Annotated in this window: 20 protein-coding genes and 3 tRNA genes; 14 read left to right on the forward strand and 9 right to left on the reverse strand. The window is 70.0% G+C overall.

Translation table 11 applies throughout. The features are described from left to right. Positions 1-5: 5 nt before the first annotated feature. Together ACQP2T_RS23480 and ACQP2T_RS23485 are read right to left on the reverse strand one after the other, a co-directional pair. Positions 6-485, reverse strand: a complete 480-nt coding sequence (locus ACQP2T_RS23480) for a hypothetical protein (RefSeq protein WP_433518239.1) — start codon at positions 483-485, stop codon at positions 6-8. 37 nt (positions 486-522) lie between these two features. Next, positions 523-1356, reverse strand: coding sequence for an SDR family NAD(P)-dependent oxidoreductase (locus ACQP2T_RS23485; protein WP_433518240.1), 834 nt, complete (start codon positions 1354-1356; stop codon positions 523-525). Between the two features lie 191 nt (positions 1357-1547). Between ACQP2T_RS23485 and ACQP2T_RS23490 the strand changes: the two genes are divergently transcribed. After that, positions 1548-2300, forward strand: a complete 753-nt coding sequence (locus ACQP2T_RS23490; protein ID WP_433518241.1) for an ArsR/SmtB family transcription factor — start codon at positions 1548-1550, stop codon at positions 2298-2300. Between the two features lie 16 nt (positions 2301-2316). Beyond that, positions 2317-3867 (forward strand): histidine ammonia-lyase, encoded by a 1551-nt coding sequence (hutH, locus tag ACQP2T_RS23495; protein WP_433518242.1) that lies wholly within the window; start codon positions 2317-2319, stop codon positions 3865-3867. A 210-nt stretch (positions 3868-4077) separates the two neighbouring features. Here hutH and ACQP2T_RS23500 read toward each other — a convergent pair whose 3' ends face one another. Beyond that, on the reverse strand, positions 4078-5232 hold the full coding sequence (locus ACQP2T_RS23500) for a Rid family hydrolase (RefSeq protein ID WP_433518243.1): 1155 nt from the start codon (positions 5230-5232) through the stop codon (positions 4078-4080). A gap of 58 nt (positions 5233-5290) precedes the next feature. Here ACQP2T_RS23500 and ACQP2T_RS23505 point away from each other — a divergent pair, with 58 nt between their 5' ends. The 4 genes from ACQP2T_RS23505 to ACQP2T_RS23520 are packed head-to-tail and all read left to right on the forward strand — an operon-like array spanning position 5291 to position 9708. Continuing rightward, positions 5291-6208, forward strand: coding sequence for a LysR family transcriptional regulator (locus ACQP2T_RS23505; protein ID WP_433518244.1), 918 nt, complete (start codon positions 5291-5293; stop codon positions 6206-6208). Further along, on the forward strand, positions 6175-7188 hold the full coding sequence (locus ACQP2T_RS23510) for a chorismate-binding protein (protein WP_433518245.1): 1014 nt from the start codon (positions 6175-6177) through the stop codon (positions 7186-7188). The genes ACQP2T_RS23505 and ACQP2T_RS23510 overlap by 34 nt, the downstream gene beginning before the upstream one ends. Next, entirely contained in the window at positions 7185-8015 is an 831-nt protein-coding gene (locus ACQP2T_RS23515) for an aminotransferase class IV (RefSeq protein ID WP_364003440.1), read from the forward strand. The genes ACQP2T_RS23510 and ACQP2T_RS23515 overlap by 4 nt, the downstream gene beginning before the upstream one ends. 4 nt (positions 8016-8019) lie before the next feature. Then, entirely contained in the window at positions 8020-9708 is a 1689-nt protein-coding gene (locus tag ACQP2T_RS23520) for a serine/threonine-protein kinase (protein WP_433518246.1), read from the forward strand. On the opposite strand, the gene ACQP2T_RS23525 is transcribed toward ACQP2T_RS23520, so the two are convergent. Continuing rightward, a complete protein-coding gene (locus ACQP2T_RS23525) occupies positions 9702-11054 on the reverse strand; it encodes an LVIVD repeat-containing protein (RefSeq protein WP_433518247.1) in 1353 nt (450 codons plus the stop codon). The two genes, ACQP2T_RS23520 and ACQP2T_RS23525, sit on opposite strands and share 7 nt — an antisense overlap. Before the next feature lie 78 nt (positions 11055-11132). Here ACQP2T_RS23525 and ACQP2T_RS23530 point away from each other — a divergent pair, with 78 nt between their 5' ends. Then, positions 11133-11750: a DUF305 domain-containing protein gene (locus ACQP2T_RS23530; protein WP_433518248.1), complete on the forward strand. Its 618-nt coding sequence runs from the start codon at positions 11133-11135 to the stop codon at positions 11748-11750. Between the two features lie 370 nt (positions 11751-12120). On the opposite strand, the gene ACQP2T_RS23535 is transcribed toward ACQP2T_RS23530, so the two are convergent. Beyond that, positions 12121-12537 (reverse strand): SsgA family sporulation/cell division regulator, encoded by a 417-nt coding sequence (locus ACQP2T_RS23535; RefSeq protein WP_020547189.1) that lies wholly within the window; start codon positions 12535-12537, stop codon positions 12121-12123. 427 nt (positions 12538-12964) lie between these two features. Here ACQP2T_RS23535 and ACQP2T_RS23540 point away from each other — a divergent pair. Continuing rightward, positions 12965-13039: transfer RNA gene (locus tag ACQP2T_RS23540), tRNA-Val, on the forward strand. Between the two features lie 293 nt (positions 13040-13332). On the opposite strand, the gene ACQP2T_RS23545 is transcribed toward ACQP2T_RS23540, so the two are convergent. Continuing rightward, the gene (locus ACQP2T_RS23545) at positions 13333-13557 is read right to left on the reverse strand and encodes a hypothetical protein (RefSeq protein ID WP_433518249.1); all 225 of its coding nucleotides are present in this window, start codon (positions 13555-13557) and stop codon (positions 13333-13335) included. A gap of 561 nt (positions 13558-14118) precedes the next feature. On the opposite strand from ACQP2T_RS23545, the gene ACQP2T_RS23550 reads away from it, so the two are divergent. From ACQP2T_RS23550 to ACQP2T_RS23570, 5 genes are all read left to right on the forward strand, one after another. Continuing rightward, positions 14119-15213, forward strand: coding sequence for a hypothetical protein (locus ACQP2T_RS23550; RefSeq protein ID WP_433518250.1), 1095 nt, complete (start codon positions 14119-14121; stop codon positions 15211-15213). A gap of 71 nt (positions 15214-15284) precedes the next feature. Beyond that, a tRNA-OTHER gene (locus tag ACQP2T_RS23555) sits at positions 15285-15358 on the forward strand. Between the two features lie 16 nt (positions 15359-15374). Continuing rightward, a tRNA-Pro gene (locus tag ACQP2T_RS23560) sits at positions 15375-15455 on the forward strand. Between the two features lie 173 nt (positions 15456-15628). After that, positions 15629-16837, forward strand: coding sequence for an ATP-binding protein (locus ACQP2T_RS23565; RefSeq protein ID WP_433518251.1), 1209 nt, complete (start codon positions 15629-15631; stop codon positions 16835-16837). After that, positions 16834-18549 carry a tetratricopeptide repeat protein gene (locus tag ACQP2T_RS23570; RefSeq protein WP_433518252.1) on the forward strand — a complete coding sequence of 572 codons (1716 nt, stop codon included), beginning with the start codon at positions 16834-16836 and terminating at the stop codon, positions 18547-18549. Before ACQP2T_RS23565 ends, ACQP2T_RS23570 begins: the two co-directional genes overlap by 4 nt. 75 nt (positions 18550-18624) lie before the next feature. Here ACQP2T_RS23570 and ACQP2T_RS23575 read toward each other — a convergent pair whose 3' ends face one another. After that, entirely contained in the window at positions 18625-20985 is a 2361-nt protein-coding gene (locus ACQP2T_RS23575; protein ID WP_433518253.1) for a hypothetical protein, read from the reverse strand. Between the two features lie 27 nt (positions 20986-21012). On the opposite strand from ACQP2T_RS23575, the gene ACQP2T_RS23580 reads away from it, so the two are divergent. Continuing rightward, entirely contained in the window at positions 21013-21156 is a 144-nt protein-coding gene (locus ACQP2T_RS23580; RefSeq protein WP_433518254.1) for a hypothetical protein, read from the forward strand. A 27-nt stretch (positions 21157-21183) separates the two neighbouring features. Here the strand turns inward: ACQP2T_RS23580 and ACQP2T_RS23585 are convergent, their stop codons facing one another. Together ACQP2T_RS23585 and ACQP2T_RS23590 are read right to left on the reverse strand one after the other, a co-directional pair. After that, positions 21184-21390: a hypothetical protein gene (locus tag ACQP2T_RS23585; RefSeq protein WP_433518255.1), complete on the reverse strand. Its 207-nt coding sequence runs from the start codon at positions 21388-21390 to the stop codon at positions 21184-21186. A 2-nt stretch (positions 21391-21392) separates the two neighbouring features. After that, positions 21393-21734, reverse strand: coding sequence for a hypothetical protein (locus tag ACQP2T_RS23590; protein WP_433518256.1), 342 nt, complete (start codon positions 21732-21734; stop codon positions 21393-21395). Between the last annotated feature and the right edge of the window lie 107 nt (positions 21735-21841).

A 21841-nucleotide genomic window follows, 5' to 3' on the forward strand; every position in this document is an offset into this window, starting at 1 on the left:
GAACTCTAGCGAATCCTGGCCGAGTCCCCAAACCGGAGGGTTCCCACCTGTTCGGCGTACCAGGTGATCCCGGACACGTGCTCGGCGATCTCCCGCAGGGTCCAGTTGGGGGAGCGCGGCAGATCCCAGGCGTCCGGGGCGGCGGTGTAGCGGTTCACGTAGGACTGGCCCAGGCGGGTCCAGCGGGAGCGGGCCTCCGTCAGGTCCAGCTCCGTGAAGCGGGCCCAGTCGGCCTCCAGCGTCACCATCCGGCCGTGCCAGTGGTCGTCCTGCGGGGTGGCGCCGGCCAGGAGCGCCTCGACTTCGGCGAGGTGGTCGATGAGGTGGTCCTGGATGCGGCGTACGGCTTTCGCCGGGGTCCACAGGTTGGCCCCATCGGTCACGATGGGGGTGCCGTCCCAGGCGAGCCAGGTCTCGGCGATGGTGAGGCACCGGTCGACGGCTTCGGCGACGAGGAGCGCGGGATTGGTGGCGTTGTTCGTCATGGGGTCGATCGTGGTCGTGGAATGGTTGGGGCGGCGTCTAAGCGTGGTTGCGTCTGGAGGTCGCCACGAGCAGGCACAGGGGACCCGGGCCGTGGGGCTCGGGTCGGCCGATGGTGTGGCCGCCGTTGACGGTGATGCGTTCTCCCGTAACGAACGCCGCCGCCTCCGAGGCCAGGAAGGACACCGCGCCCGCCACGTCGTCAGGCGTGCCCATCCGGCCGAGCGGGACACGCGCCCGGTACGTCGCCAGCTCCTCGGCGCCGATCTCGGCGTGCCGTTCGACGGGGATGAAGCCGGGCGCGACGAGGTTCACCGTGACGCCGTACGGTCCCAGCTCGCGGGCCCATGCCCGGGTGAGCTCGTGCTGGGCGGCCTTTGCGGCGATGTAGGCGGACATGCCGGGGAGAGCGCGGTCCACGATGTCCGAGCCGATCTGGATCACGCGGCCCCCGCCATGTGCCTTCATGCCCGGCAGGGCCGCCTGGATGAGGAGCGTGGGGCTCTTGACGAAGAAGTGGAGCTGGTCCAGGTGCGTCTGCCAGGTGAGATCCTCGAACGCGACCTTCGGCTGGGGGCCGGTCGCGTTGAGGACCAATATCTCCACGGGGCCCAGCCGGTCGGTGACCTGGGCGACCAGTTCGGCCGTCGCGGCCTCGTCGGTGATGTCCCCCGCGAACGCCTCGGCGGATCCACCGGCGGCGCGGATGTCGGCGGCCACCTGGTGCGCGTTCTCGTGCTCGGAGTGATAGTTGACGGCCACGGTGTGGCCGTCGGCGCCTAACCTGCGGGCGATCACGGCGCCCAGGCCACGGGACGCTCCGGTGACGAGCGCGACACCGACCCCTGTCGCCGAGGCGCCGGTCTCTGTCACCGAGGTGCCGGCTCCTGCTGCCGAGGTGCTGGCCTCTGCTGCCGAGGCGCCGGTTTCTGCTGTCGACGGGGTTGACGGGACTGCCACTGGAACCCCCTGGCTAGGCTCACCCGCAGCCTAACCGGGCGCCGGGCGCGGCGAAGAGGCGATGCTTCGACGGCCGGCGAAATGTCTGTGGGTTAGCGTCAAGTATGGCCGCCGAATACATCGCCCATGACTCCGACATCGCGCCCGTCGCGGCGCTCATAGCCGATCCCACCAGGGCGGCCATCCTCACCGCGCTGCTGGGCGGTCGCGCGCTGGCCGCCGGGGAGCTGGCCAGGCTCTCCGGCGTGAGCGCCGCCACCGCGAGCGCGCACCTGTCCCGCCTGCTCGACGGGCGGCTCGTCGACGTCGTACGGCAGGGCCGCCACCGCTACTACCGCCTGGCCGGCCACGAGGTCGCCGAGGTGCTGGAGGTGCTCGCCAGGGTGAGCACCCGGCCGCCCATCCGGTCCCTGCGCCAGTCGCGTCAGGCCAGGCAGCTGGAGGAGGCGCGTACGTGCTACGACCACTTGGCTGGGCGGGCCGGTGTGGCGCTGTTCGACCAGCTGGTCCAGGGCGGTTTCCTGGTGAACCAGGAGGTCACGGGCAAGGGGGAGCGGCTGCTGGCGGGGCTCGGGGTGGACGTGACGGGGGTACGGAAGGCCAGGCGGCGGTTCGCCCCGGAATGCCTGGACTGGACCGAGCGCCGGGCCCACCTCGGCGGAGCTCTCGGCGCGGCGGTGACCGGGGCGCTGTTCGAGCGCGGCTGGTACCGGCAGGGCCCCGTTCCCCGGGCGGTGGTGTTGACGGATGAGGGCAGAGAAGGGCTGGCCGCCCTGTTCTCAGGTGACGAGGCCAGGGTAGGGCGGGCCGCTGCTTTGTCCGGTAAGGAGCTAACATCACATACGCCGGTTACCTAAGCGGGAGAGTCACATCATGCGCGACAACGGAGTCGTGGACGTCGGTCCAGAGCCCCTCACCTTCGACGAGGTCATCCGGGTGGCCCGTCACGGCGCCGCCGTACGGCTCACCGACGACGCCATCGCCGCCATCTCCGCGGCCCGGCAGCTGGTCGACGAGCTGGCCGAGAGCCCGGTTCCCGCCTATGGGATCTCGACCGGGTTCGGGGCCCTGGCCACGCGGCACATCGACCCGGCTCTGCGCGCCCAGCTCCAGCGCTCGCTGGTCCGCAGCCACGCCGCGGGCAACGGTCCGGAGGTGGAGACCGAGGTGGTGCGCGCGCTCATGCTGCTGCGGCTGCACACGCTGGCCACCGGTCACACCGGCATCCGGCCGACCACCGCCAAGACGCTCGCCGCGCTCATCAGCGCGGGCATCACGCCGGTCGTGCACGAGTACGGCAGCCTCGGCTGCTCGGGCGATCTGGCGCCGTTGGCGCACGTGGCGCTCACGCTGATGGGCGAGGGCGTCGTACGGGATGAGTCCGGAAATATCACCGCAGCGGAAGAGGCGCTCAAGCAGGCGGGCATCGAGCCCGTCGAGCTGGCCGCCAAGGAGGGCCTCGCGCTCATCAACGGCACGGACGGCATGCTCGGCATGCTCATCCTGGCCATCGACGACCTGACCATGCTCGTCAGGACCGCAGACGTGAGCGCCGCGATGAGCGTCGAGGGGTTGCTGGGCACCGACCGCGTCTTCGCGCCCGAACTGCAGGCGCTGCGGCCGCAGCCCGGCCAGGCCCTCTCCGCCGCCAATATGACGAAAATTCTGGATCAATCGGGCATCATGGCGAGCCATCGCGACCCGACCGCCTGCACCCGCGTCCAGGACGCCTACTCCCTGCGCTGCGCCCCCCAGGTGGCCGGCGCCGCCCGCGACACGATCGCTCACGCCGCGAACGTCGCCACCTGGGAGCTGGCCAGCGCCGTGGACAACCCCGCTGTCCTCTCTGACGGCCGCGTCGAGTCCAACGGCAACTTCCACGGCGCCCCCGTCGCCTACGTACTGGACTTCCTGGCCATCGTCGCCGCCGACCTGGCCTCGATGTCCGAACGCCGCACCGACCGCTTCCTGGACGTGGCGCGCAACCACGGCCTGCCGGCGTTCCTGGCCGACGACCCCGGCGTGGACTCCGGCCACATGATCGCCCAGTACACCCAGGCGGCCATCGTCTCCGAGCTCAAGCGGCTCGCCGCGCCCGCCAGTGTGGACTCGATCCCCAGCTCCGCCATGCAGGAGGACCACGTCTCGATGGGCTGGTCGGCGGCCCGCAAACTGCGCAAGTCGGTCGACGGCCTCACCCGGGTGCTGGCCGTCGAGGTGCTCACCGCCGCCCGCGCCCTCGACCTGCGCGCCCCGCTGGAGCCGGCGCCCGCCACCGGCGCGGTGGTCAGGGCGCTGCGCGAGACCGTCCCGGGGCCCGGCCCCGACCGCTTCCTGGCGCCGGAGATCGAGTACGCCGTCCGCCTGGTCGCCGACGGCGGCGTGGTCGCCGCCGCCGAGTCCGTCACGGGCCGCCTGGCGTAATTTTTCGCCATATTTCGGACGGGCCAGCGGCCAGGGCCGGACGACTGGCCGCCAGCCAGCCGCCAGACGTCCAATGCCTGCGGTCTCGACCGCTGGACGGCCCGGCAGGACCCGGCGGACGGTCCGGCAGGACCCGGCGGACGGTCCGGCAGGACCCGGCGGACGGTCCGGCAGGACCCGGCGGACGGTCCGGCACCGGCGGGACCCGCGCTACGGCAGCGCGACGATCGCGTCCATCTCCAGCAGCAGCCCCGGCATGAACAGCTTCGACACCTCCACCGTCGTGCTCGCGGGCGGCGTCCCTGGGAAGTACTTGCGCCGCACCTGCCCGTACGCCACCCGATCGTCCATGTTCGTCAGGTACGTCCGGAGGAACGCCACGTCCTCGAACCCCGCCCCCTGATCGGCGAGAATCCGCCCCAGACACTGGAACACGTGCTCGGCCTGAGCCGCCATGTCCCCCTCCCCGACGAGCTGCCCGTTCGAGTCGAAGGCCGCCTGCCCCGAGACGTACAGCATGTCGCCCACCCGTACGGCATGGGAGTAGAAGCCGTTCGTGGCCGGCACGGTCGCGGGGTTGATCGGCACGGCCCGGTGCGCGGGCCGCCCGCCGACGTGCGCGGCGATGGCCGTCACGTCGTGGTCGCCGAGCCCGGCCGCCTCGGCCTCCTGAAGGCGTGCGCGGGCCGCGGCGGCCAGAGTGGCATCCGGCCAGGCGGCCAATGTCAGGTCCTTGGCCGCCAGGCCGAGCGCGTAGCGGGTCTCGGGGGCGGGCGTGCGCAGGCGTTCGGCCAGGACGCCCAGCGGGGTGCCCGACAGCACCTCGGCCAGGGCGTCGCGGTCCACCCCGTGCGCCTCTCCGTACGCGTACGTCTCCGCCAGCAGCACCTGCGCAGGCACCAGGGCGCTCATGACGGCGAGCTTCATCGCTGCCCCCGCCCCCACCGGCCCGCACTCGCGCACCGTGCCGAACACCGCCAGCACGTCGCGCACCCCCGTAAGATCGCCGCCCGCCAGCACGGTCAGCGTGCCGTCGGCCGCGGGGCCGACGCTGCCCAGGACGGGCGCGTCCACCAGCTTGACGGAGTCGGGCAGCAGCGCGCGCAGCTCCCGCACCGCCTCCGGCCCGATCGTGGACATCTCCACCACCGTCGCGCCGGCCCGCAGCCCCGGCAGCGCGGCCGTCAGCACCTCGCGCACGGCGGCCGGGTCCCGCAGCATCGTGAGGACCAGATCCGCCCCGTCGACCGCCTCGGCGACCGGGACACCGGTCCCGCGCCGCCATGTCGTCACCTGATGCCCGGCCTCGCTGAGCCGCCGGGCCATGGGGACGCCCATGCGTCCCTGTCCGAGAAATGCAATCACGTTCCCCAGTTAACTGACATGCGAGGCATTCCACCACCGACTAGATTGCATGTCAGCCATGACAGACACGAATGCCTTCGACACCGTCGCGCTCCGCCTCTTCGACGAGGTGGCCAAGAGCGGCTCGTTCACCGCCGCCGCCGAGCTGCTCGGATACACCCAGTCGGCCGTCTCGCGGCGGATCGCCGCCCTTGAGCGGGCGGCCGGTGGGCCGCTGTTCGAGCGGCTGGCCAGGGGCGTACGCCTGACACCGGCGGGAGTGGCGCTGCACCGGCACGCCGTCGCCGTGCTCGACCGGCTCGACCGCGCGTGCGAGGAGCTGACCGCGATCCACGGCGGCAGCGGCGGCACGCTGCGGGTGGGCGCGTTCGCCACGGCCAACGTCGATCTCGTGCCCGTGACGCTCAAGCGGTTCGCCGAGCGCCGGCCGGAGGTCGGGCTGCGGCTGGTCGAAGGGCTGACGACGCGGCTGATGGAACGGCTGCAGGCGGGCGCGCTGGACGTCGCGGTGATCAGCGACTATCCCGCCGGGCTGCCCGCCGACGGCGGCCGGATCGTGCCGCTGCGCGAGGACCGGCTGCTGGTGGCGCTGCCGCGGGCGCACCGGCTGGCCGCCGAGCCCGACGTGGACCTGCGCGACCTGGCCGACGAGACGTGGATCGAGGCGGCGCCGCGCGGACAGCCGACGCTGCTCGTCACCGCCTGCGCCGCCGCCGGGTTCACACCGCGCAGCGGGCTGCGGGTGGCCGAATGGACGGGCAAGTTCGGCTGCGTCGCCGCCGGGCTCGGGGTGACGCTGGTGCCGGAGCTCGCGGCGCGGGCCGTACCCGCCGATCTGGTGTTGCGGCCCCTGAGGGGGTTGGTCCCGGCGCGCAAGGTGTACGCGGCCCTGCCCGAAGTGCCGCTGCCGTCCGCGCGGGAGTTCGTCCGATTGCTGGGAGAATGGCAGGTGTGTACGACGGCTTCGCCCACGTAGGCGACCTCCTCGCCACCGGCCTGCGCGACCTGACGACCGACCTGGCCGCGCTCGACGGCGACGGCTGGTGGGCGGTGGTGGTCGACTACGAGGGCAAGGTGACGTGCGCTCGCTTCGACCACGTACGCCAGGCGCCCCTGCCCATCCCCAGGACCCCCTGGCACGGCCCTTCGCCCGATCAGTGGCACAGCTCCCTCGACCAGACCGCCTACGAGCGCGGGGTCCAGGCCATCCGCGATTACATCGAGCGGGGCGAGGTCTACCAGGCCAACCTCTGCCGGGTCCTGACCGCGCCGCTGCCCCACGACGCCGACCCGCTGGCCCTGGCCGCCCGCCTGGCCACCGGCAACCCGGCCCCCTACGCGGCCGTCGTCCAGGTGCCAGGACTGAGCGTGGTGTCGGCCTCGCCCGAGCTGTATTTGTCGCGCGAAGGGGACCTGATCGAGTCAAGACCGATCAAGGGCACCGGCGCCACAGCGGACGACCTGCTGGAGAAGGACTACGCTGAGAATGTCATGATCGTCGACCTGGTCCGCAACGACCTCGGCCGGATCGCCGCCGTCGGCTCCGTCGAGGTGCCGTCGCTCTGCGCCGTCGAGGAGCATCCCGGGCTGGTCCACCTCGTGTCGACCGTACGCGCCAGGCTGGCGCCCGAAGCCGGCTGGCCGGAGCTGTTCGCGGCGACCTTCCCGCCCGGCTCGGTCACCGGCGCGCCCAAGTCGTCCGCGTTGCGCATCATCAATGAGCTCGAACCGGAGCCGCGCGGGCCGTACTGTGGGGCCGTGGGCTGGGTCGACGCCGACCGTCGACGGGCGGCGCTGGCTGTGGGCATCCGTACGTTCTGGATCGAAGCAGGCGAGATCCGCTTCGGCACGGGCGCGGGCATAACCTGGGGCAGCGATCCCCGGCGTGAATGGCTCGAGACCGAGCTGAAGGCGTCCAGGCTCATCGCACTGGCATCCTCAGGAGGAAATAGATGACCATCCCTGTCTGGGTCAACGGGGAACTGATCGACCCCGCGCAGGCGACCGTCTCGGTGTTCGACCATGGGCTGATGGTCGGCGACGGAGTCTTCGAGACCATCAAGATCGTGCACGGCGAGGCGTTCGCGCTCACCAGGCACCTCGACCGGCTCGCGCTGTCGGCACAGCGCATGGACCTGCCCGAGCCCGACCTCGGGGCCATCGAGGACGGCGTCGGCAAGTGCCTGGCCGCCGCCCCCGACTGGCCGCTCGGCCGCATCCGCATCACCTACACCAGCGGCCCGGGTCCCCTCGGCTCCGACCGCGGCGACCAGGGCACCACCTCGATCGTGATCGTCGACGAGCAGAAGCCCTTCCCCGGCACCGCCAACGTCACCGTCGTCCCCTGGCCGCGCAACGAGAACGGCGCCCTGGCCGGCGTCAAGAGCACCTCCTACGGCGACAACGCCAAGGCCCTGGCCCACGCCAAGGCGCGCGGCGGCGGCGAGGCCATCTTCGGCAACCTCGCCGGCAACCTGTGCGAGGGCACCGGCTCCAACATCTTCATCGTCCGCGACGGGCGGCTGCTCACCCCGACCCTCGAGTCCGGCTGCCTGGCCGGCGTCACCAGGGCGCTGGTGCTCCAATGGTGCGGCGGCGAGGAGGCCGACGTACCTCTGTCCGCCCTCTACACCGCCGAGGAGGCGTTCCTGACCTCCACCACCCGCGACATCCAGCCGATCAGGCTCGTCGACGAGACCGAGCTGCCGGTGGCCCCGGGGCCGATCACCGCGAAGGCGATGCGGATCTTCGCCGAGCACGCCGCCGCCGACCTCAACCCCTGAGCAGATGGCCGTCGATACACCCCGGCCGGGCGACCCGCTGCGGCTCGGCGGCTATCTGATCGTGGGCCGGCTCGGGCAGGGCGGGCAGGGCGTGGTCTACTTGGCCGAGAAGCCGGGTGGCGAGCGAGTGGCGATCAAGGTGATGGCGGGCGGCATGGCGGGCGGCGTCGATCGCACGGCGCAGCGGGAGCTCGCCGCCGCCAGGCAGGTCGCCGAGTTCTGCACGGCCCGGGTGATCACCGCCGACCTCGACCACGACCCGCCCTACGTCGTGAGCGAGTACATCGACGGCCCCTCTCTGGAGGAGGTCGCGCCCCTGCGCGGCACGCCCCTCACCCGCCTGGCCATCGGCACGGTCACCGCGCTGACCGCCATCCACCGGGCGGGCGTGGTGCACCGCGACTTCAAGCCGGGCAACGTGCTGATGGCCCAGGACGGGCCGCGGGTCATCGACTTCGGCATCGCCCGGCTCGCCGGGCTCACCGCGACCAGGAGCGGGCTGGCCGGGACACCGCGCTACATGGCGCCCGAGCAGTTCGGCGACGGGCCCGTCGGGGCGCCGGCCGACGTGTTCGCCTGGGGCTCCACGATGGCGTACGCGGCCACCGGGCAGGCGCCGTTCGGCGGGGACACGATCGCCGCGGTCGCCTACCGGATCCTTCAAGGTGAGCCCGACCTGGGCGATCTGGCCGAGCCGCTGCGCGGGATCGTGGCCCGCTGCCTGGCCAAGGACCCCGCGGCCCGTCCCACGGCGCGCGGCGTCCTGCTGGAGCTGCTCGGCGAGGACCGGCGCTCGGAAGAGGCCGACGTGCTCGAACAGGGCGCGCTGGCGGCGGCCGACACCTTGGTGGCCGGGCCGCCGCCGGCCATCGGCCCGGTGCGGGCGCTGATGGCGCGCAGGAAGATGCTCGCCGGGGCGGGCCTGGCGGCGACGGCGCTGCTGGTCAGCGGGGTGCTGCTCTGGGAGCGGGCGGCCGGCCGCACACCCATCGCGCAGACCCCGGCCGCCGCCACCGGCACACCGTCGGCTTCCACCGGCATGGCTGAGTCCATGGTCCCCCCGCCGCCGGCCAGGCGCGCGGAGCTGGTCGCGGCGGTGGAGGCGGCGACCATCGTGACGCCGCTGGCCGACTTCACCTACTCGGGCGGTCTGAGCGAGAGCGCGTACGCCGGCGAGGCCCGGGGCCGGCTCGTGTTCGGCGCGAGCGATGGCACCACCACGGACTTCGACATGCGGGTCGAGTCGGTCGGCGACAGCCGGCAGGTGGTCGTCATGGACAGCTCCGACACGCCGGCGGTCTACCTGGACGGCAAGCCGGTGAAAGGCAAGGAGGCGTCGGCGTCGCTCTACTTCGCCGAGATGCTCCCCGTGACCGCGGGGATCGGCGCCCTGCTCGACGTGATCAGCCTGACGCCGCGGATCAGCGCGGAGGGGCGGTCCTACTCCGGCTCCCTGGTGACCAGCAAGGGCCCGCGGGCCCTGCAGGACAAGATCTCGGAGATCACCGGCGGGTGGACCGTCGACGACCTCGCCGACACCCAGCTCACCTGGAAGCTCAAGCTGGACCCGCGCGACAGGCCGGTCTTCTTCGACCTGTCCTGGCGCGCGCTCAACGCCAACATCCGGCTGGCCTCCTCCTTCGCCACCACCTACAGCAACTGGCGGGCGGGGACCATCACGGCACCTCAGTAGGACTTCTGGGTCTGGACGTTGAAGTCGTCCATCTTGACCTGCTTGGCCGGGTCGGTCAGCGGATCCTTGATCTCGATGACGTCCAGGCCGCCCCGGATGTCACTGGAGTAGATGTAGCCGTTGTAGTAGTAGGCCGACCAGGACCCCGCGACCCCGTCGAACGCGGGCGGATCGAAGTAGCCGATCTCCTTGGCGTTGGCGGAGTCGGTGAAGTCCCAGATCGACACGCCGCCCTGATACCAGGACTGGACCATGATGTCCTTGCCCGGCACCGGGAGGAGCGAGCCGTTGTGGGCGACGCAGTTCTCGTCCTGCTCCTGCTCACGAGGGATCTTGAAGTAGCCGCGCCGCTCCAGCTGCCCGTTCGTGAGGTCGTAGATCGCGTCCGCGCCCTTGGTCCGCGGCGTGTCCCGGTCGCAGGTCGGCGCGGAGCCGCCGCCCAGCTCGTCGCTGAACACCACCTTGGTCGCGTCGTTGTTGAACGTCGCCGAATGCCAGAGCTGGAAGTTCTCCTCGTCGCGGATCCGCTGGAGCAGCTTCGGGTTGACCGGGTCGGAGATGTCGAGCAGCACGCCGTCACCGAAGCAGGCGGCCGCGGCCAGTTTCTTCTCCGGGTACGCCGTGATGTCGTGGCACCCGGCGCCCGTCTCCTCGCGGTCCGGGAAGAAGTTCGGCCTTGCCACGATCTTGGCGGCCTTGGGGTCCTTGGTGGGGATCTCCACAACCTGGAGGAGCTCGTGCGGCGGCGGGCACGTCTTGGACTCCGGCTCGGGGCCGGGTGACGACACGTACACGTACAGCGTCTCCCCGTCGGGGATCATCGTGTGCGTGTGCGAGCCACAGTCGGTCGCGACGGCCGAGACGTACTTCGGGTTCTTCTTGTCGCTGACGTCGAAGATCCGCAGTCCTTCCCAGGCCTGGCTCTTCGTCGTGGAGGCGCAGCTCTCGTCGCTGCGCGGCTCGTCGATCGACAGGATCAGCAGGTCGCCGTAGATCGAGACGTCGTTCTGCTGCGCCGGGCAGGCCACCTGGCTGACGGTCTTGGGCTTGGTCGGGTCGCTGATGTCGTAGATCGAGAACCCGCCGAAGTTGCCCACGTACGCGTAGTCGCCCTGGAAGGCCAGGTCGGTGTTCCAGTCCATGGCGCCGTCGAGCGGAGCCGTACGGGGCACGTGGGCGACCCGCTTGACGTTCGGGCTCGTCTTCGCGTCACCGGTCGGCTGGGCGGTGGTGAGGGGCTCGCCCCCGTCTCCGGAGGGATCCTCCCCTCGCGGACCGGCGCTGCACGCGGCCATCAGCAGGAGTGCCGCGCACGCCGCCGCCACCCGTACCTTTCCGAAGATCACGCACTTCCCTCTCGTTCCTGGGTCACTATGGAAGCTATGTCAGAAAGGTCCCGATCGCGTGCGCTCATTCCCGCAGTCTTGGCGGCACTCGTGCTGCCCGTGCTGTCGGCGTGCGCCCAGGAGGCGGAGCAGCCGTCCGCGATCGGCACCGACGCCCCGGTGATCGTCCCACAGGGCCCGGGCAGCCCCGCCCGCACGGCCACGCCCGGCGAACGCCTCGGCCAGCCGCCGCCCGCCCCGGCCGCCGCCGACGTGCGTTTCGCCGAAGGCATGATCCCGCACCACCGGCAGGCGCTGGAGATGACCGGCCTGGTCAAGGACCGTACGACGACACCGGCCGTACGCCGCTTCGCCGAGCAGATCGCCAGCGCGCAGCGCCCCGAGATCACCGTCATGTCCTCCTGGCTCGCCTCTCTCGGCCGCCCGGTCCCCGACGACCACTCTCATGGCCCCGAGGGCTACGGCATGGCCACCCTGGAGGAGATGAACGCCCTGCGGGCCGCACGCGCGGCCGCCTTCGACCGCCTGTTCCTGCAACTCATGGTCAGACACCACGGGGGCGCCCTGAAGATGGCCGGTGAAGAGCTCTCCGCCGGCACGGACCAGCCGATGAGGCGCATGGCGAGAGACGTCTACTCGGGCCAGAGCATCGAGATTACGAGAATGAAAGCGGCTCTGACCGAGATCACCCAATAATCCCAGCAAACCATCAGGAACCCGACATACCGTTTATGGTCATGTCGGCAATGGCACGGACCTCGGGCGCGCGGCGGCTCGGGTTCACCGGGGCCTCGGCCTAATGATCAGACCCCGGCCCGTTCCCCGGGCGGCCCCGCGCGATTCATGAGACCCCGCCCACGCGGACGGGGTCGCAAATCATGAGACCGGACCCACGCGGACGGGGGTCAAATCATGAGACCCCGGCCCAATCCCCGGACCGGGGTCAAGAATGCGCACGTTACGGCGCCCAGCCACCTCCACCGGAGGAGCGTGCCCCTGGACAGACCCCAGCCCTGTGCGGCGGGTGGGGCCCACCGTGCTCTGCCGTAAAAGATCAAAAAAGCGGTCAGCTCGGCCAGAGCATGTTGGTGAGCTCGGCGTCGAGGTCCATGAAGTCGGTCTCGCGACCGGCGGGCACCTTCTCGTAGGTGCGGTGGAGGAACTCGGTCAGCGGCGCCAGCGGCACCTCGAACAGTGCCTGGCCGAACGGCGAGGTCAAACTGATGTGCAGGGTGCGTTCGCCGTCGGCGCGTGCGGGCCATACCTGCACGTCGCCGTCGCCGACGCGTCTCACGATGCCAACTGTCAGCAACTCACGGGCAAAGATCCACTCGACCGGTTCGTCGTTCCCTACGTGGAAGGCCATGCGGATGGCGTACGGGTCGTCGGCCGTGTAACTCAGTCCGGCGAGCAGGGGGACGGTAGTACGGTCGGGGACCACAAGCCGAAGGCCAAGCTCGGCGGAGACGGTGGTGCTGTTCATCGTCAGCCAAACCTTTTCGTCGAAGGTCCCCTCTTCGGGGCTATCACTGCTCTGACGGACTTCGTCCTGAGCTATCACGCGGAACGAAGAAACCTGTAGGAAAGATTCCGCTCCTAGGCCCTTCTGTAACGCACATCACAGCTGGACATTTAGGCATCTACCTGGCTAAACGGCATCAATCGGGTCGTATTTACAAGGGTTTTGCGTGTTCGTGGAGCCTGTTCCGGGGAGCCCACCAAGAACGTTCCTTGAGAAAGGATCACGATCGGCACCTACCGGAACACGACGATGGTATGCCAACGAGCCGTCACGCCGGTGGGCAACCGCACCCTTTCCCCGAATCCCCCTCCGAGCCTCCCGCCGCTTCGCCACCTGGTCCCGGAGTGCGGTATGGTTTTCCCGTCGGCGCCACAAGGGGCCGCAGGGCGGGCGATTAGCTCAGCGGGAGAGCGCTTCGTTCACACCGAAGAGGTCACTGGTTCGATCCCAGTATCGCCCACCACGCTCGTCGCAGGTCAGAGGCTCGTTACTCGTCAAGAGGAGCGGGCCTCTTCTCATGTGCGCCTCGCCGGTGAGCCCGATGCAGGGCCGCACGGTCGGCGATCATGAGTGACCGGATGTGGCCACCGGCCCGGTGAGCCCGAGACGCTCCCTGCGAGCCGAGACCCCCGTGTGAGCCGAGACCCCATGTGATGTCGAGGCGCTCTGTGAGCCGAGACGCCCCGCCCACGCCCAAGATGGACAGGCCCAAGATGGACAGGCCCAAGATGGACAGGGCGTCTTCGCGGCGCGCTGCTACTTGGCGGCGTCGACGAGGTTGACGATGGCCACCGCGGCGCGGAAGTGCTTGTTGCGGCCGAGATCGCCGATCGTCTTGATGTTGAACGCCTTGGCCAGCGACTCGGCGTCGGCGTCGCTCACCCCGGCCAGCGCGCTCACCGGGGCGGCGGGCAGCTTCTCCAGGTCGTACTTCTCGAATGCCTTGTCGAGCAGCTTGTCGAGATTGGCGTTGATCGTCATGGCGCACCTCCGTGTGGTGATCGGACAGCGGGTCACCGCATCTCCCATGGGGAGGTTTTCAGCCTTGTCGTGATCCGCCCTGGAACGACCCGGCCACCTTTCCTGGTCATGAGAGTGGCTTGCCGAATCTCTGGAACCGGTGCCGGACGACCTCCGGTCATACGGTCAAGGCTTGGCGGACATCGGGTTCGGCTCGCGCGCCGGCAAATCGTTTGAGGCGGGACGGCGCGGACGTGAATGATGGGATCATGGAGTTTCGCGAGGCCGACGGCCGTGTTCCAGCCCGCCGGGAAGCCCTGGTGGAGCTGCACGGCTCGCTGGATCGTCGATACCGGCCCGAGGACGTGGCCGACCTGGTGCTGCTGGCCCTGGACGGGAGCGTGTCGCGCCGCGAGCGGGTGCTGTTGAAGCGGGCGGCCAAGCACTCGGCCCGTCGACAGGGCTGGTTCTCCTCGATGTCCTCCGACTACGCCCGGCCGGTCGGCGGCGCCCGGCAGGTCGCCGCCGCCACCCGGCTGTTCGACCGGACCGTGGAGGTCGACCCGGGACGATCCGGAGTCGTTGCTGGAGTTCGCCGCGACCATGGGACGCGACATCCGCTGGACGCCCCAGCACACCGACTTCCTGGCAGACCGGCTCAACCGCGCCGCGCGCGAGACGGCGGGCATGGAGCTGTCCAAACGTCAGTACAACCGTCGTTTCCGGATGCTGCGCCGGATCACCGCCAAGACCGCCACGCTCGGCATCGAGCAGGACAAGCGTCGCCTGCTCATGGTGGGCGTCACCGGGTTCGGCGCCGACATCCCGCTGGAGCGCTTCCTGGCCGACGCCGACGCGGCGTGCTTCGTGGCCTACTTCACCGCCCGGCGTAAGCTGCGCCGGGAGTTCAGCCTGTCGGGGCGGGAGAACCCGTTCGACGAGATCGCCGCGATGCTGCTGGAGCGGTGCACGGCCGGCAGCGACTGGTGGCTGATCGCTCAGGTCCGCACCTCGCCGGACGTGCTGGAACGCCTGAGCGAGCAGGAGCGAGGCAGGCTGCTGGGCCAGTGGTCGGCGGTCATGCGCCACAGCGCCGACCTGCTGCGCGAGCGGTGGAGTCCGCGCACAGACCGGACAACGATGATCGTACGGCGGGGCGATGACTCCAGCACGTGGAACAACCTCGCCACCGCCTACAACGCGGCCCGTTCCGGCTGGCTGGCGTGTCTGGCCTCGCTCGGCGCGCTCGACCTGCTGGAGGCGGCTTGCCCGGGCAAGGCGATGCGGCTGATGGCCGGCGACCTGGTCGCCTGGCACAGCGGTGACGTCGACCCCAACACCGCGGTTTGGGCGGCGTTACCGCTGCCGTGGGAGGTGCTGGACGGAAGCGCGGGCTGCACGCGGACCGAGGTCGAGGCGGCGTGCCGTACGGCAGGGCTGGATCCGGAGAGATCCGGCTGGACGGCGCCCGCGCCCAGGAGCGGCGTGGCCGTCTTCCGGCTGACGCCCGAGCTGGTGCACGGGGTGAGCATCGCCGACCCGGTCTGGGCCGCGCTGCTGCGCCGGGCGGGGGTGTTCAGCGGCAAGCACCTCAAGCCGGAACTGGCCGACGATGTCGCGCACGGGCTGACCGCCAGGGTGGTGGTCAGCGACCTGCCGATCAAGGACGCGCCATGATGCGAGCCCGGTCGGCAGGGCCGCCATTAATCCGTGGCGTCCGCGGAGATGATCGAGCAGACTGGGACACGGCCCGCCGTAGTTCAGTGGTAGAACGCCTGGCTCTTTCTCCAGGTGGGCGCCGGTTCGAGCCCGGTCGGCGGCGCCGTGCACGATGGCATGGCCTTGCTGTAGCTCAGTGGTAGAGCGCCCGGCTCGGGACCGGGTGGACGCCGGTTCGAGCCCGGTCGGCGAGGCCTCCATCGACCTGGCCCGTGAGGAAACGGGCAGAGCCCGCGTCGACGGAATTCCCTGACCTCATCGAGGTCAGGCGATGTACTCTGATCCGGATTTGGGGCGGGCCGTGGCATTTGCGCAGCTCGGCGTTTTCGATTCCTCGGGGGATGCCATGGAGAATGACGGGTTGCCTGCTGTCTTGCGGAGTCTTCTCGAGGCGGTGGAGGGCCGCCCGGACGACGTGCCTCTCCGCGTTCATGTCGCGGGCATGCTCGTCGACCAGGGGGATTCGGCGGCCGCCCTGGCGCACTGCTCCGCCGCTCTGGAACGTGATCCCGGCAACGCCGAGGCACTCGCCGTCCTTTCCCGCGCGACGGATCGCCTGCGCGGCGTGTCGGCCCCAGCGGAGCCCGCGAAAGCGGCGAAGGCCGAATCGGGAAAGGCCGAGTTCGACTGGGACGCCGCGGAGGGCGAGGTGGCGGGCATCGTGCAGCCCGCCCTGATCGAGGATCCCGGGGTCGGTCCGGATGGCGAGGCCGAGCGTCCTGACATGACCTTGTCGGACGTCGGTGGGCTGGAAGAGGTGAAACGGCGCCTGGAGGCGGCGTTCCTCGTCCCCATGCGCAATCCGGAAATGCGTCGCCTCTATGGCCGTAGCCTTCCTGGCGGCCTCCTGCTGTACGGACCTCCGGGATGCGGCAAGACCTTTCTCGCTCGCGCCATCGCCGGGGAGCTGGGGGCTCGCTTCTACGCGGTCTCGCTCTCCGACATCCTGGACATGTGGGTCGGCTCCAGCGAACGCAACCTGCATGAGATGTTCGAGATCGCGCGCCGCAACGCGCCCTGCGTGCTGTTCTTCGATGAGATCGACGCGCTCGGCCAGAAGCGCGTGCACCTGAGGACGAGCACCGCGATGCGCGGGATGGTCAATCAGCTGCTGACCGAGATGGACTCGGTGAAGAGCGTCAACGACGGCGTCTTCATCTTGGGCGCGACCAACCATCCGTGGGACGTGGACACCGCGTTGTTGCGGCCGGGACGATTCGACCGCCTGCTGCTGGTGGCCCCGCCCGACGATGCCGCGCGCGAGGCCATCCTTCGGTATCACCTGCGTGACCGGCCTCTCGAAGGCATCGAGATCGCCACGCTGGTCCGGCGCAGCGGGCATTTCTCCGGCGCCGATCTGGCCCACCTCTGTGACACCGCGGCCGAGCACGCCATGCTGGACTCGGTCCGTACGAAGGAGGTACGGCCGATCCGGATGATCGACTTCGATCAGGCGTTCGCCGAGGTGAAATCGTCGATCGGACCGTGGCTGCAGGACGCTCGCAACGTGGTGATGTTCGCCGACTCCGCCGGCAAGTTCGACGATCTCCTCGCCTACCTCAGGCAGCGGGGCATGGCGTGAACGAGGGTCAGAAGGCGCTTCTGACCGCACGCAACCTCGTACAGCTGGGGAGATGGCGAGACGCGGCGAAGGCTTTGCGCCCCGCGCTGACCTCGGAGGACACGGCGTACGAAGCTCTCTGCCTGCGCGCGGTCTGCCTGCTCAACGCCCGCTCCGAACTGAACGAGTTCTGGAGTTCAGAAGCCCACGACGCCGTGAAGGCCGCGCTGCGCCTCGACCCACACGAAGCGTGGGCGCATGGCCTGATGGCCTCCATGCTTCTGGACCGTTACCGGAACGCCGCCGCTCTCCGGGAGGCGACGGAGGCGGCACGACTGGATCCGACGGGCTTATGGACACTCCGTGTGCTGGCGCAGTGCCAGCTGGCGGTCTTCAGAATCGACGACGCGCGGCTCACGGCCGAGGCGGCGGTCGAAGCCGACCCGCAGGAGCCGATCGCCTACCTGACGGTCGCCGACGTGGCGCGCGCTCGAAACGACTGGGCCGAGGCCGAACGCGCGTACCGGGAAGGGCTCCGGCTCGACCCGAACGACGAGAGCCTTGCCCTGGGCCTGGCCGACCTGCTGTTCCTGCTTCGCCGTCCGCTCGAGTCGGCGGCGGTCTATCTCGCGGCCGCACGGATCAATGCGAGGAGCGCCGCGCTCCCCAAGGCGCTCAGCGAGATCTGGTGGTATCTGAGGAGCACCCAAGACAGCTGGCAGCGGAACCCCCGGTCGATGTCCGCTCCGGCGACCGGCGGCATCACCGAACTGGTCCGACTCGCGTGCTCCCCGCCGATCGACGCGGCCGTGCGCGAGCTCCTCGCTGTGACGTCCAGGTCTCGTATCGCGGTGGAAAAGCTGCTCGAACGGGCCCTCGACGTGTTCGGCTCGGTCGCCAGGCGCCTTGACGCGCATCTGTACGAAGGCCAGCTGTCCGGCGAGCTGAAGAAATTCGATTACCCGATGCCGGAGCCGGTCCCGCCTGCCCAGGATCCGGACTGGAGCGTCCTGGACATGGAGGGCGATCCCATCCCTGACGATGTCTCTCGTTTCCGCCTGGCGGTCTCCACGTTGGAGTATGACGCCGAACTCACGGCCGAATACGGCGGCCAGTTCGACGCGGCGGCCGATGGGAGCGCCGGTCTGCGGGTGCGAGATGGTGATGATGCCGACTTCCACGAGATCATGGTGGAGATCCACGCGGAGACGACCGGGCTCGCGACCGCCTATCGTGCCTGCGCCGACGCGCTGTCGGGCTTCGCCCGCAGCGTGGAACTGGCCAAGTCACAGGCATCCGGTGCAAGGCTCTGGGCGGAGAGCGCGCGCAGGGCGCATGATCAGGCCGTCCAGAACTTCCGTTCCCTGGTTCGGGCGCCGGCTCCGCCGGGTGGTGACTGGCGCGCCTTGGACGAGTTCATGGCCGAAGAGCTCATCCGAGATCTGTCCGATCCGCACAGGAAGGAACGATCCCTCGAGATCGCCCGAGAGGCACGCGAGTGGGAAGAAGAACGCCAGGAGGCCAAACGTTCGGCCCTGAAGGCGCTCAGCATCCGCGCCGAGGCCGAAACCCGCTGCGTTGAGGCGATCCGCTCCGTGGTGCCGCCTGGTGTCGCACACCTTGCGGCAGTCGATGAGCGAGACGCCGTTCCAGTTCTACCGCCGGTGGTGGAGAGTCTGCCTGATGCCTCGGAGATCGAGCGATTGCTCGCGGGCTTGGACGGAACGTCCTGAGCTCCTTGCGAGCTCTCGTGCCCGATGATCAGGTGTGGCGCGGCGCGTTGATCGGTAGCGTGGGAACCAGTTGGGTCAGGGCAGGTTGAGCGGCGTGGTGACGACAAGGTCCCAGTCGTGCCAGCCCCCGACGTCCATCCAGGCGATCATGGGTCGGCCCTGGCCGTTCAACGCCATGGCCAGGCCGTCATCACCGCCGCGCCGGATCGTCGTGACCGGAGTACGTGTGCAGCGTGTTCCCGCGCAGGCGGCGATGACGATCCGATCGCGGTCGAGGTCCTGGTAGGCCACCAGCGCCCGTCCGTTCCGGTCCAGCACCATGGCCGGCGCCGTGTTGCGACCGGGCTCGGCCAGCGTGACGGTGTCGGCCTTTGAGCACTCGCGGGTGTGGCAGTCGAGCAGCTTGATCGCGCCGTCGCTCACGTCCAGGTGGGCGATCAGCGGCTGTCCGTCGGTCCGGACCGCCATGGCGGTGTCGGATCGGTGGGCGTGGCCGGAGTAATCGGGCGAACCTTCCCGGACGGGCTGTCCCATGCGTGTCCGGGCGCAGGCGGGATCATCGCAGGAGATGACGAAGATCGAGCCGGTGCCGCGGTCGAAGCGCACCACAACGGGGTGGTCGTCGGACCCCACGCCCGCGATGAGGCCGGGCGTGTCGTTCGCAAATCTGTCGATGGGAAGCTTGGCGATCTCCTTGGTGCGTGGATGGGCGCAGGCCGGATCATCGCAGGTGGTGATCGAGAGTGTTTCCTTGTCGATGTCGCGCGCGCTGAAGGGACGGTCGTGGAGCTGGGCGACCAGCAGGCCGCCGTCGGGCCGTGCCGCCAGGGCGACCGTCCTGTGCTGGACGGACGACGTCACCTCCGTGATGGGCCTGCCACCAGGGGCTGGGATGCAGGTCGTCGCGTCGCATATCAACAGCCGGAGCCAGGCATGCCATTTGTCGTAGTCCGGGATCAGCCCATCCTCGTCCGCGCCCTCCTGCGTCCACGTCGACACGACGAGACGGCCGTCCGCCAGCCGGGCGCCCGCCGCTGTGAACCGGCCGACGACGCCGACCGGTTCGGCCCAGGTGAACTGGGTTCGCGTGCAGCTGCTGTCCATGCAGGTCAGCAACTTCGCCTCGGCGGAGCCGTCCAGGAGCATGACCATGCGCCCGCCCAACCCCGCATACAGGGCTCGCAGATCCGAAGCATCAAGCTCCGGCTTCGGACGCCCATCCTCCTCGGACACCTCGGAGTCCGGGCCGCGTGACCAGTTCTCCGTGACGGCCGTCTCTGAGACCTCCGGCCAGCCGAGCGGGTTGATCAGCACCGCGGCGCCGTACAGCAGGCCGGGCAGGAGCAGCGCCGCGAGCACCGGCATGCGCCTGGCCGGGCGTGGCGTGCTCGCCGGCAGACCGTCGACGATCTCCTTGAACTCGGTGATCGTCCCCTTGATGACCAGGCGGTGCAGGAACAGGCGGGCGATCACGGTCGCCTGGAACGGCACGGTGATCAGCGCCAGTACGGAGCCGGCCACGGCCGGCACTATGGGCAGCCCGGACACCGCCCAGTTCACCGCCTTCGCGGCCAGCGCGGGTAAGAGCACGACGCCGAAGGCCAGCGTGAGTGGTGTCACCCAGGAGGCGCCGGCCGTCAGTCGGTAGGCGCGAGCGAGCGCGCCCCTCGCGGACCGGCCCTCCAGGACCATGGGCGCCACAGCCAGCAGGCACGGCATCGCGGCCAGGGCCAGGACCGCCATTACGGCGTAAGCGGTGACCTGCGCCCCGGTCCACATGAGAATGCCGAGCCCGGCCGCCAGAGCCGCCGTGAACGCCACCACGCCGACCAGGACGAGCACCGCCGTCGCAGGCCAGCGCCGGGCCGCGGCCCGCATCGCGTCGGAGGTCGAGACGTCCTTGCCGACCAGTCGCCCGGTGGCGAGCATCACCGTCGCGGGCAGCGCCACCGCCTGTCCGGCCACCAAGACGACCAGCACCGCCGCCGACCACACCAGCAAGGACGTATCAGGCGCGCCGATCAACTCGAAGTCGCCGTTGACCACCGCCGCCGACCCGTCCGCGAGGAAAATCAGCGCCGACGCCGCAAGCAGGCCGATCGGCAGGAACACCGCCGCGGCGGGCACCGCGAGCCGGATCAGGTGCCGCACCGCGGTGGCATAGGCCAGCCAGACCACGCCGCCCCGCCGTAACTCGTCCCGGGCGTGCCGGCGGCGCTCGTCCGCACCACCGCCCTCGGGGCGCTCACCGGTCAACCGGCTCGTTGCCTGTTCCGCCGCCGCAGGTGAAACCGAGGCTCTGTGAGGAGTCGTGTCGCTCCCACCCCCGTGACCCGAAGATCCAGGATGTACGAGCAGGATCAGCGTCTGCACCCAGACGCGGGCCCGCGCCGGCCTGGCCCGCAGCTTGGCGAACAGTTGGTCAGGCCCGGACATGGAGGCCTCCAGCGACAGGGGGTGGCCGTGAGCCTAGATTCCGCGCCGTCCGTGAAGGATGCCGAAGACCTCTTCGGCATCGGATCGAACCCGCCGCTGGATGCGTTCCGTACTTCAATCGCGCGCGCGCTTTTCGGTCTGCTGCTCAGTGCGGAGAGCAGGGAAGAATGAAGCGACCCTGATACACAGGGCGGCAGGTCAGGCCGCACCTCGCAGCCGGGCGGGGCGTGGCGCGCGTTGGGTTTCCAGTTCCAGGTGCTTGCGCAACTCGTCCAAGGTGGCTCCACACCGGACATTGGACAGCCCACTGTGTGCGGGGACTGTGGCGATGCGGACCGCGTACCAGCCCCCGCCGGCCGCGTCTGAGATGTCCCAGCCGGGGAACGCGCTGATCAATTCACGCAAGCTCACACCCACGGATACGCACCGGCGACCGCCTCGGACAACGGGTGCGTGGCGCGAAGGTCCGCATAGCGGAGCGCCACGCGGCGGCCGGCGCGCGTCGGGTCCGCTGACGGGTGCCATGCGTAGACGGGTCTCGAGTGCTCTCCGTTCCAGCCGACGCGCCACCAAAAGCGGAGCCCGTCCGACCAGACCACCAGGTCAACCCATACCGATACCAGCGCCAGGCCGTACCCGTCGTGCACATCGGCGGCGATGCCCTCTTGCGCGAGTGCCTGCCGTAGTTGGTCGGCCGCGACGATCGGCGAAACGCCGGCGAGTTGCGGTCGCGGTGCGCGAGTCGCCATGATGCATTCCTTTGTCCGCAGGTTTCGAAGATGCCTCCACGCTATGAAGGAAAGTAGGGGTTGGGCAGCCTATTCGAGTCGTGGAATAAATCGTGAGTTGGAATAAC

It is taken from the genome of Nonomuraea sp. CA-143628, from assembly GCF_050942315.1.
Classification (GTDB): Bacteria; Actinomycetota; Actinomycetes; order Streptosporangiales; family Streptosporangiaceae; genus Nonomuraea.

What these genes read in the sequence shown, in the direction of transcription:
- ACQP2T_RS23480 (WP_433518239.1), bottom strand. Translation starts at nt 485, where the DNA reads ATGACGAACAACGCCACCAATCCCGCGCTCCTCGTCGCCGAAGCCGTC.
- ACQP2T_RS23490 (WP_433518241.1), top strand. Translation starts at nt 1,548, where the DNA reads ATGGCCGCCGAATACATCGCCCATGACTCCGACATCGCGCCCGTCGCG.
- hutH (WP_433518242.1), top strand. Translation starts at nt 2,317, where the DNA reads ATGCGCGACAACGGAGTCGTGGACGTCGGTCCAGAGCCCCTCACCTTC.
- ACQP2T_RS23505 (WP_433518244.1), top strand. Translation starts at nt 5,291, where the DNA reads ATGACAGACACGAATGCCTTCGACACCGTCGCGCTCCGCCTCTTCGAC.
- ACQP2T_RS23510 (WP_433518245.1), top strand. Translation starts at nt 6,175, where the DNA reads ATGGCAGGTGTGTACGACGGCTTCGCCCACGTAGGCGACCTCCTCGCC.
- ACQP2T_RS23515 (WP_364003440.1), top strand. Translation starts at nt 7,185, where the DNA reads ATGACCATCCCTGTCTGGGTCAACGGGGAACTGATCGACCCCGCGCAG.
- ACQP2T_RS23520 (WP_433518246.1), top strand. Translation starts at nt 8,020, where the DNA reads ATGGCCGTCGATACACCCCGGCCGGGCGACCCGCTGCGGCTCGGCGGC.
- ACQP2T_RS23535 (WP_020547189.1), bottom strand. Translation starts at nt 12,537, where the DNA reads ATGAACAGCACCACCGTCTCCGCCGAGCTTGGCCTTCGGCTTGTGGTC.
- ACQP2T_RS23545 (WP_433518249.1), bottom strand. Translation starts at nt 13,557, where the DNA reads ATGACGATCAACGCCAATCTCGACAAGCTGCTCGACAAGGCATTCGAG.
- ACQP2T_RS23575 (WP_433518253.1), bottom strand. Translation starts at nt 20,985, where the DNA reads ATGTCCGGGCCTGACCAACTGTTCGCCAAGCTGCGGGCCAGGCCGGCG.
- ACQP2T_RS23590 (WP_433518256.1), bottom strand. Translation starts at nt 21,734, where the DNA reads ATGGCGACTCGCGCACCGCGACCGCAACTCGCCGGCGTTTCGCCGATC.